Genomic DNA, 9,488 nt, shown 5'->3' with positions numbered 1-9,488 from the left:
ACGTCAGCGCTGATTTCGTCGAGCGTGATCGTCCCCGCCGTGGTGTCCGTGGTGTCATTAAGCAGCGGTGCCCCTTCGAATGTCTCTAGCGGCCGACCGCGCTCGGTTCCAAACTGATAGGCCAGAGGATCGACGGTTTCGACGATGCGCAAAAGCTCGACGAAGGTATGGCCTTCGTCGCCGCCTTGACCGGCAAGGCCGGCTGCTGGCGCTTCCTCTTCGAGCAAGGCATCAAGATCGCTGCCTGATTTCAGGGCCGAGGCGATCTTCTTGAAGCCGTCCTGGTTATTTATCACTGCACTGTCGGTAGCATCGGGCTTGATGGCGGCAGCGACCTCAGCATCGATTTTCGCCGTTTCACCAGGACGGACATCGATTTCACGGCCATCGGCAAGTGTCAGAACGACCTTGGCGCCATCGGCGGCGACGACGCTTTCACCCTCGCGTATCGCGTCTCCGAGCTTGAGGCGGCGCATATTTCCTGCGCTATCGCGCGCAAACGCTTGACCAGAAAGAACGGAAACTTGGGCGACGACTTGGGCTTGAGCCATGGTAAAACTCCAGACACTATTAGCAATGCGAAAAGTGTAAGGGCATCAAGGCCTGCAATCTATTGAACGAAAGTACAGTATGGCGACTGAGCGTGAGTTATTTCACGCTCAATGGCCGTTTTCGCCTCTCATGCAAGTTTCAAATTTGGCAAAAATTTCCGGTTGACCGTGGCATTCGATGCGGAGGCCTTTCAAGACCCGGCCGCCCAACTCATGGCGCTTATCGCCTTACACTTTGACGCCGTTGATGCGCAGGGAAAGCTGAAGGCGGTCGCGCACGCCGAGTTTCTCGAAAATCGCCGACAAGTGGGCCTTAACCGTTCTTTCCGTAATCCCAAGCTGGTCGGCGATTTCCTTGTTGCTGGCGCCGCCGGCAACAAGCTTCGCCGCTTGTGACTCGCGTTCGGAAAGGAGAGCCGAGCAAGTATCCATTTTTGCCTCGGGACGCGCCTCGAAAGCCCTGGAGGTGCTGCCGACCAGTCGTTGCAGCAAGGACTGACCAATCCACAACCCGCCATTTTCAACGACGAGCGCGACCTGACGCAGCACTTCAGGCGCCGCGTAGGTATTGCAACAGCCGGCGGCACCCAGTGCACAGGCTTCGGCAATGATGGCATCCCCCGGCTCATCGGCCAGGACGACCACTATCTGCGTTGGCAAGATGGTCAAGGCGCCCAATATCGCCGCAAGATTTTCCTGTGGCCGGCAACGGCACCAGAGAACGCAGGGGCCATCGGGTAGAAAGTACTGTGCGTCTTGACGGCGCGCCACTCGCGCCTGCGGAAAAGCCTCCAGCCAGGACGGTAGCGCCTGTGCATCGCGGTCAACAAAGCAATGAATCATCAACGCTCCGTCAACGCGACACTCTTGGCGCGGAGGACCGGTTTGAGGATATAGGCGAGGACACTCTTCTTGCCGGTCAAGATGTCAACTTCGGCAATCATGCCGGGAATGATGGGCAGATTGGCATCGCCAAAGCCGGGTTTGCTGGTGCGTACCCGTACCGTGTAAAAGGCATTTCCCTTGTCGTCCATCACGGTGTCAGCGCCGATATGTTCGAGTATTCCATCAAGGCCACCATAGATGGAAAAGTCGTAGGCAGTGAACTTGACGATGACCGGCTGGCCCGGCCGCAGAAAGGCAATATCCCGTGGCAACACGCGTGCCTCGAGCAACAAGGAGTCTTCCAGCGGGACGATCTCGATCATGTCCTTGCCGGGCTGGATCACCCCGCCCACCGTATTGACCAGCAGACGCTTGACCGTGCCTTTGAGGGGTGAGCGAATAGACGACTGCTTGACCCGGTCAGTCAGGGCAACACTTCCTTCAGCCAGGCTATTGAGCTTGGACATAACTTCGGAAAGCTCCTTGCTGGCGTCGTTGCGGAACGTCAGCTCGACCTCCTCGATCTTGCGTTGCGCCTCGTTGATCGCCGACTGAACCCGGGAAATCTGGGCCGAAGCCATGTCGCGCTCGCCGCGATAGCGGGAGACATCACGCTCCAGACGCAGCAACTCGACTTCGGAAATCGCCCCCGAATTGATCAGCGGACGGGTTACAGCAAGCTCTTTTGAAGTCAGTTCATAACCCTGTGAGGCCTGGGCGCGCTTCGCTTGAGCCTCATTCAGTTCCTGCTGACGCTGACTGAGTTGCTGGCGCGCGATTGAAACCGATGCCGTCAGTTCACTGTTTCTCGCTTCATAAAACTGACGTTCCTGCTCGACGATGGAAGGATCGGCCTTCATGACTTCCTGCGGAGGAACGAATGGCTTGCCTTCCGAAATGGCGCGCAGGCGGGCCGCTCTGGCCACCAATCCGAGATATTGAGCCTGGTTTTCCTTCACGGAAGAAACGAAACGGGTTTCATCGATTTTGATCAGCAACTGTTCGGGCTGAACAATCTCACCTTCCCGCACCAAAATCTCGGAAACCAGGCCGCCATCAATGCTTTGCAAAACCTGAACTTGCCGGGAAGGAATGACCTTGCCCTCGCCCCGCGTCACTTCATCGAGTTGGGCAACAGCAGACCACAATACAAAGACAGCAAACACGACCCCGATCGAACGTAACAACACGCGTGCCCGGAGAGGCTCCTGACGCAGCATGGCCAGATCGGCATCGCTGGCGAAATCGACGACTTCGACCTCCTCGCGGCTCGGCAGGCGGCCGAGGATGCGCTCGACGTAGGGCGTCGCCTTTTGAGCAACGCGCTCCAGCCAGGCATGCGTTGCCGCAGCGATCGCTTTCAGGCGCTTCATGACGCCCTCCCGATCCGTCCGCTCTGCAGCGCCTGAATGACCTGATCGCGCGGACCATCGGCAACGATGCGACCGTCGTCGACGACCAAGACCCGGGTCGCGAGATCAAGCAAGCTGTTGCGATGCGTAACGATAAGCACTGTCTTGTGCGCGGCCATTACTCTGAGACGCTCTTTGAACTGCTGTTCGGAGGAAAAATCCATCGCGCTGGTCGGTTCGTCGAGCAACAGGATCGGCGGGTCCATGAGGAAGGCCCGGGCAATCGCCACCCCCTGACGCTGGCCACCGGACAGCGAATCACCCCGCTCGCCGATCATCATGTCGAAACCATCGGGATGCCGATTGACGAATTCGGTCAAGCCACCAGCCTCTGCGGCTGCGACAATGGTGGCGTCGTCGGCGTAGGGCGCGCCGATCGAAATGTTCTCGCGCAGCGTGCCGAAGAACAACGTGACATCCTGCGCGACGTAGCCGATATTGCGGCGAAGGTCGGCTGGGTCGAGCTGACGAAGGTCGACACCATCAATGCTGACTGCCCCGCCGGTCGGCTGATAGAGACCGAGCAGTAGTTTCTGCAGGGTCGTCTTGCCTGACCCGATACGACCGATTACCACGACCTTTTCGCCTTCGCTGATCCGGCAAGTCAGCCCCTTCACGGCGGCGATCTGGCAATTTGGATAGCTGAACTGGACATCGCGGAATTCGATATTTCCCTTCAGTTCCGGGCGATGAACAAAGTTGGCATCGACCGGTCGCTCAACCGGGTTGTGCATGATCTGCTCAAGCGAGGTCAGCGCCACCTTGGCGTTGTGGTATTGCATGAGCAGCCCGACCATCTGCCCCAAAGGCGCCACCGCGCGCGAAGTCAGCATCGTGCAGGCGATCAGGCCGCCCATGCTGAGTTTTCCCTCACCAATCAGATAAACACCGGCGATGACGACCACGACATTGACGATCTGCTGAATTTCCATTGCCCCGTTGGTCGCGGCAGCAGACAGAAAACGCATCTGATTATTGATCCCGGCGACGTAGGAAACCGTTTTTTCCCACTTGGCTTGCATTAACCCTTCGGCCCCTTGCGTCTTGATGGTTTCGAGCGCCGTCAGGCTTTCGACCAGGGTCGCGTTGCGCAGGGCTCCCGCGCGATAGGTCGATTCGGAAAGCGCGTGCATCTTGTGTTGCAAGACGTAGGCGTAGATCACCACAAACACGATGGCCAGCAACACCGGGATGATCAGCTGCCAGGCGATCAGGGCAATCACCAGAACGAAAAGCAGGGCAAACGGTAGATCAATAAACGCCGTGACTGACGCCGACGTAATGAAATCGCGGACCGACTCAAAGGACCGCAGATTCGAGGCAAATGCGCCAACCGCGGCCGGCCTGGCCTCCATGCGCACACCGAGCACGCGCTCCATGATTGAGGCGGAAAGTTTGATGTCAATACGCGCCCCGGCCAGATCGATGAAGTACCCGCGCAAGGAGCGCAGAACCATGTCGACGCCGATGATCAAGACGACGCCCAAGGCCAGCACCCAGAGGGTTTCCATGGCCCGGTTGGGAACGACGCGATCATAGACATTCATCGTAAACAGCGGCATGGCCAGAGCCATCACATTGATCAGCAAGGCGGCGCCGAGAACATCACGGTAGATCGGCATCTGCTCGGCCAACGCTCCCCAGAACCAGTGGCGGAGCTTGACGTCGCCAACCTGCGGGGTGCGGCTGTCAAAGCGGAAATGCGGCCGGGCAAAAATCGCGATGCCCGTATAGCGACGAGCCAAGTCATCACGCGCCATCTGGTGGGAGCCTTGGCCGGTTTCCGGAAAGAGCAAGCGGGCTATTTGGCCGGACTCGTCCCAGCCGAGCAAAACGCAGGCCTCATTACCATCGAGCAATAGCACGGCAGGAAGAAGCACATCATTGATCCGCTCCAGCGAACGCTTGACGACTTTGGCGGAAAGGCCGGCCCGACTTGCTGCACGACCAAACAACGAGGGCGTCAGCGAACCTTTTTCCAAGGGTAGTCCGGCAACCAGTGCGGCCCGCGTACTCGGCCGTCCGTAAATACGGGTCAATTCGACCAAGCAGTCCAGCAAAGGATCATGGTGCAGAATATCTTCCCGCATACCGGAATTGCCGATGCCGGCGGAACCACTAGCAACTTCGCTCATGCCACTCCCTGATTTATTGTGCAGATTCTAACTTGGCTTGAAAATCGCAAATCAAAGAAATGTAAAAAAGGCGGCCGAAGCCGCCTTCTGCAAAACCTTACGGCAACTCAAGCGATCAGCGGAACGATCAACAAGGCAACCAGATTGATGATCTTGATCAGCGGATTAACGGCGGGTCCGGCCGTATCCTTATAGGGATCGCCGACCGTATCGCCGGTCACAGCGGCCTTGTGCGCATCCGAGCCTTTGCCGCCGAAGTGACCATCTTCAATGTACTTCTTGGCATTATCCCAGGCGCCACCACCCGTCGTCATCGAAATGGCGACGAACAGGCCGGTCACGATGGTGCCGACCAACAGACCACCGAGCGCGACCGGACCGAGAACCAGACCGACCACGATCGGCACGGCGACCGGCAAAATCGACGGAATCATCATTTCCTTGATCGCTGCTACGGTCAACATATCAACAGCGCGGGAATAGTCCGGCTTGGCCGTCCCTTCCATGATGCCGGGGATTTCCTTGAACTGGCGACGGACCTCGACGACCACAGCACCGGCCGAACGGCCCACCGCTTCCATGGCCATGGCGCCAAACAGGAAGGGAATCAGACCGCCAATGAAGAGGCCGATGATGACCAGGTGATTGGACAGGTCAAAAGTAAAGACCTTGCCCGACACCGCTTCCAGACCATGCGTGTAGTCGGCGAAGAGCACCAGCGCAGCCAGACCGGCGGAGCCGATGGCGTAACCCTTGGTCACCGCCTTGGTGGTGTTGCCGACGGCATCCAGTGGATCGGTCACGTTGCGCACTTCCTTCGGCAACTCGGCCATTTCGGCAATCCCACCGGCGTTGTCGGTGATCGGACCGTAGGCATCAAGGGCCACGACTATACCGGCCATCGATAGCATCGATGTGGCGGCAATGGCGATACCGAACAACCCACCCATGGCGAAGGCCGCATAGATTGCGGCACAGACCGAAAGCACCGGCCAGGCGGTCGACTTCATCGAAACACCGATACCGGCAATGATGTTGGTGGCGTGGCCAGTCTGACAAGCGGCAGCAACGTGCTTGACCGGCGCGTAGTCGGTGCCGGTGTAGTACTCGGTGATCCAGACCAGCGCGGCGGTCAGCACGAGGCCGACGACGGAGCAACCGAACATCGTCATGGTGTTGATCACGCTCCCATCGGGCAGCGTGGCGCCCGCACCGATCAGCCAGGAAGTGACCGGGTAATAGAAGATCAGCGCCAGCACGCCGGCAACGATCAGGCCGCGATAGAGGGCCGCCATGATCTTGCCGCCTTCGGTCGCCTTGACGAAATAGCAACCGACGATGGAGGCGATGATCGAGACACCACCCAACGCTAACGGATAGAGCACGAAGTTTTCGCCCAGACCGGTTGCCGTCTTGATGATCAGTGCGGCCAGGACCATGGTGGCCACCACGGTCACGACGTAGGTCTCGAAGAGGTCGGCGGCCATGCCGGCGCAGTCGCCAACGTTGTCACCGACGTTATCGGCGATCACCGCCGGGTTGCGTGGGTCGTCTTCAGGAATACCGGCTTCCACTTTGCCCACCAGGTCGGCACCAACGTCAGCCCCCTTGGTGAAGATGCCGCCGCCCAGACGAGCGAAAATCGAAATCAGCGAGGAGCCAAAGGCCAGGCCAACCAATGGTTCGATGACATGGTGCAGGTCAGCGCCGGGGCCATTGGCCGACTTGAGGAAAGCAAAATAACCGGCGACGCCGAGCAGGCCAAGCCCGACCACTAGCATGCCAGTAATCGCTCCCCCCTTGAAAGCGACATCAAGCGCGGCCGCAATGCCGCTACGCGCCGCTTCGGCCGTCCGCACATTGGCGCGCACCGAAACATTCATGCCGATAAAGCCGGCGGCACCGGAAAGCACGGCACCGATCAGGAAACCGAAGGCAGTCATCCAGCCTAGCTTGGGGATAAAACCAATGACCAGGAAGAGGGCAATACCGACCATGGCGATGGTCTTGTACTGTCGGCTGAGGTATGCCTCCGCGCCTTCCTGAATTGCCTTGGCAATCTCTTTCATGCGCTCGTTGCCGGCCGGCAACGCGAGGATCTGCTGACTGGAAATCCAGCCGTACAACACTGCTAGAACGGCGCACCCAAGCGCCAACCACAACGGTGTAGACATACACTCCCTCCCTAGATTGATGGAACTACACTTTGAACGCCCCCAGCTTTCTAGTAATGGAAACGTTCTTCAAACGCACATAATCGGGGAGCCCCTTGCGGTACGGCGGCGGCTCCTCGCCTTCGATCAGCGGTTGCAGGTAAGCACGGCAGGCATCGGTGATGTGAAATCCATCAGCCGAAATGAATTCAGGAGGCATCTTGCGTTCGACATTGGCGATGTCCTTGAGCGGCGCATCGCCGATTTCCCAGCGATACGGCGCATCGGCCAGGCGATTGATGGTCGCCATCACGGCGTTTTTTCCCTGCAAAGCCAGGTCGACCGCAGCAACACCCAGGGCATGGGCCTGTTCAATGTCGGTCCGCGACGCCAGGTGACGGGCCGAGCGTTGCAGGTAGTCAGCCAGCGCCCAGTGGTATTTGTAGCCGAGCCGGTCTTTGATCAACTGCGCCACGATCTGCCCGACACCACCCAGTTGGACGTGCCCGAAAGCGTCTCTGGTCCCGGATTCGGCGATCAGCTTGCCGGAAGCATCGGACAGACCTTCGGAAACGGCGACGGTGCAGTAGCCATACAGCTTGACGCATTCGTCGGCCCGAGCCAGAAAGCGCTCCGCATCGAACGGAACTTCAGGGAAAAGCAGGATGTGTGGCGGTTCGCCGACACTCTCCGAAGCCAGGCCGCAGGCGGCGGTAATCCAGCCGGCGTGGCGGCCCATGACTTCGAGTACGAAAATCTTGGTGGAGGTCCGCGCCATCGAGGCGACGTCGTAGCCGGCCTCGCGGATCGAGGTGGCGACATACTTGGCGACCGAACCGAAGCCCGGGCAACAATCGGTCAGCGGCAGATCGTTGTCGACGGTCTTCGGCACCCCGACGCAAACCACGGGATAGCCCATCTTCTCGGCGATTTGCGACACTTTCCAGGCGGTATCCATGGAATCGTTGCCACCGTTGTAGAAGAAATAGCCGATGTCGTGCGCCTTGAAGACATCGATCAGGCGCTCGTACTGGGCGCGATGCTCTTCGAGGCTTTTCAGTTTGTAGCGGCAGGAACCGAAGGCGCCGCCCGGCGTCGAGCGCAGGCGGGCGATGTCCTCGTCGGATTCGAGGCTGGTGTCGATCAAATCTTCGGTCAGCGCGCCGATGATGCCATCACGGCCGGCGTACACTTTTCCGATCCTGCCGACATGACGACGTGCTTCCTGAATCAGGCCGCACGCCGTTGCATTGATGACGGCGGTAACGCCCCCTGACTGCGCGTAGAAGGCGTTTTTCACCGTCATTCTCGCCCTTATTTCAGTGCTTCAAAAACGCTCTTGGTGATGCCATCGACGCTACCGACACCCGCCACCTTGCGCACCTTCGGGGCCTTGGCATCGCCTTCGGCCGCCCACTTGGTATAGAAATCAACCAGCGGCTTGGTTTGCGAATGGTAGATTTCCAGGCGCTTCTTGACGGTTTCTTCCTTGTCGTCGTCGCGCTGAACCAGCGGCTCGCCGGTCACGTCGTCCTTGCCTTCGACCTTCGGCGGGTTGAACTTGACATGGTAGGTGCGCCCCGAAGCCAGGTGAGCGCGACGGCCCGCCATGCGTTCAACAATATCGCTGTCCGGCACGTCGATTTCAAGCACGACATCAAGCGGCACGCCGGCATCACGCATGGCCTGAGCCTGGGGAATGGTGCGCGGGAAGCCGTCGAACAGGTAACCGTTCTTGCAGTCGTCCTGGGTCAAGCGATCCTTGACCATGCCGATAATGACCGCGTCCGGGACCAGACCGCCGGCATCCATGTGCTTCTTGGCTTCCAGACCGAGCGCGGTGCCGGCCTTGACTTGGGCGCGCAGCATGTCGCCGGTGGAAATCTGCGGGATGCCAAATTCTTTGGAGATGAAGGTGGCTTGCGTACCCTTGCCGGCGCCAGGAGCGCCCAACAGAATCAATTTCATGAATATAGTCCCTCGGGTTTGTCTAAAAAATTCTTTTTATCGGCTTCACTGGCGGCCGTTCTCTAGGAGCGGAAAATTACCCGTTATTTCCGGGGCGGTCAAACAGTTTGCGCATCCGCTCGGCATCTTCGGGCGTATCGACGCCAGGCATCGGAGCTGCGTCAATCAGCGTCACGCTGACCCGGTAACCATGCCACAGGGCGCGCAACTGTTCGAGTGACTCGAAATGTTCGGTCGGCGCCACGGTCAACCCGGAAAAAGCCTGCAAAAACGAAGCACGGTAGGCGTACAGGCCGACGTGGCGATAGGCCGGGAAATTGGCCGGCAGTGTTTCGCCACCGGCCTCTTTGGCAAAATGATCGCGGGCGTAGGGAATCGGCGCGC

The 9,488-nt window shown here is 59.1% G+C and carries 8 protein-coding genes; all 8 read right to left on the bottom strand.

All coding sequences use genetic code 11. The features are described 5' to 3' along the window. A partial coding sequence (locus ADADOO_RS06225) for a retention module-containing protein (RefSeq protein ID WP_511275933.1) occupies nt 1-476 on the bottom strand: 476 nt, incomplete at its 3' end. A 303-nt stretch (nt 477-779) separates the two neighbouring features. Next, on the bottom strand, nt 780-1,220 hold the full coding sequence (locus ADADOO_RS06220) for a response regulator transcription factor (RefSeq protein WP_511275932.1): 441 nt from the start codon (nt 1,218-1,220) through the stop codon (nt 780-782). A gap of 173 nt (nt 1,221-1,393) precedes the next feature. Then, nucleotides 1,394-2,809: an HlyD family type I secretion periplasmic adaptor subunit gene (locus ADADOO_RS06215; RefSeq protein ID WP_511275930.1), complete on the bottom strand. Its 1,416-nt coding sequence runs from the start codon at nt 2,807-2,809 to the stop codon at nt 1,394-1,396. Next, nucleotides 2,806-4,983, bottom strand: coding sequence for a type I secretion system permease/ATPase (locus ADADOO_RS06210; RefSeq protein ID WP_511275928.1), 2,178 nt, complete (start codon nt 4,981-4,983; stop codon nt 2,806-2,808). Before ADADOO_RS06210 ends, ADADOO_RS06215 begins: the two co-directional genes overlap by 4 nt. 107 nt (nt 4,984-5,090) lie before the next feature. Next, entirely contained in the window at nt 5,091-7,157 is a 2,067-nt protein-coding gene (locus ADADOO_RS06205; RefSeq protein ID WP_511275926.1) for a sodium-translocating pyrophosphatase, read from the bottom strand. Nucleotides 7,158-7,182: 25 nt separating this feature from the next. Continuing rightward, nucleotides 7,183-8,442, bottom strand: a complete 1,260-nt coding sequence (locus tag ADADOO_RS06200; protein WP_511275924.1) for a 6-phosphofructokinase — start codon at nt 8,440-8,442, stop codon at nt 7,183-7,185. An 8-nt stretch (nt 8,443-8,450) separates the two neighbouring features. Then, nucleotides 8,451-9,104, bottom strand: coding sequence for an adenylate kinase (gene adk / locus ADADOO_RS06195; protein ID WP_511275923.1), 654 nt, complete (start codon nt 9,102-9,104; stop codon nt 8,451-8,453). Between the two features lie 76 nt (nt 9,105-9,180). Further along, nucleotides 9,181-9,488: cytidylyltransferase domain-containing protein (locus tag ADADOO_RS06190; protein WP_511275922.1), on the bottom strand; the 308-nt coding region annotated here is incomplete at its 5' end.

This window comes from Azonexus sp., from assembly GCF_036170495.1.
Lineage (GTDB): Bacteria > Pseudomonadota > Gammaproteobacteria > Burkholderiales > Rhodocyclaceae > Azonexus.
The sequence above is the reverse complement of the archived record's forward strand: the minus strand, read 5'-3'. Positions and strand labels throughout refer to the sequence as shown.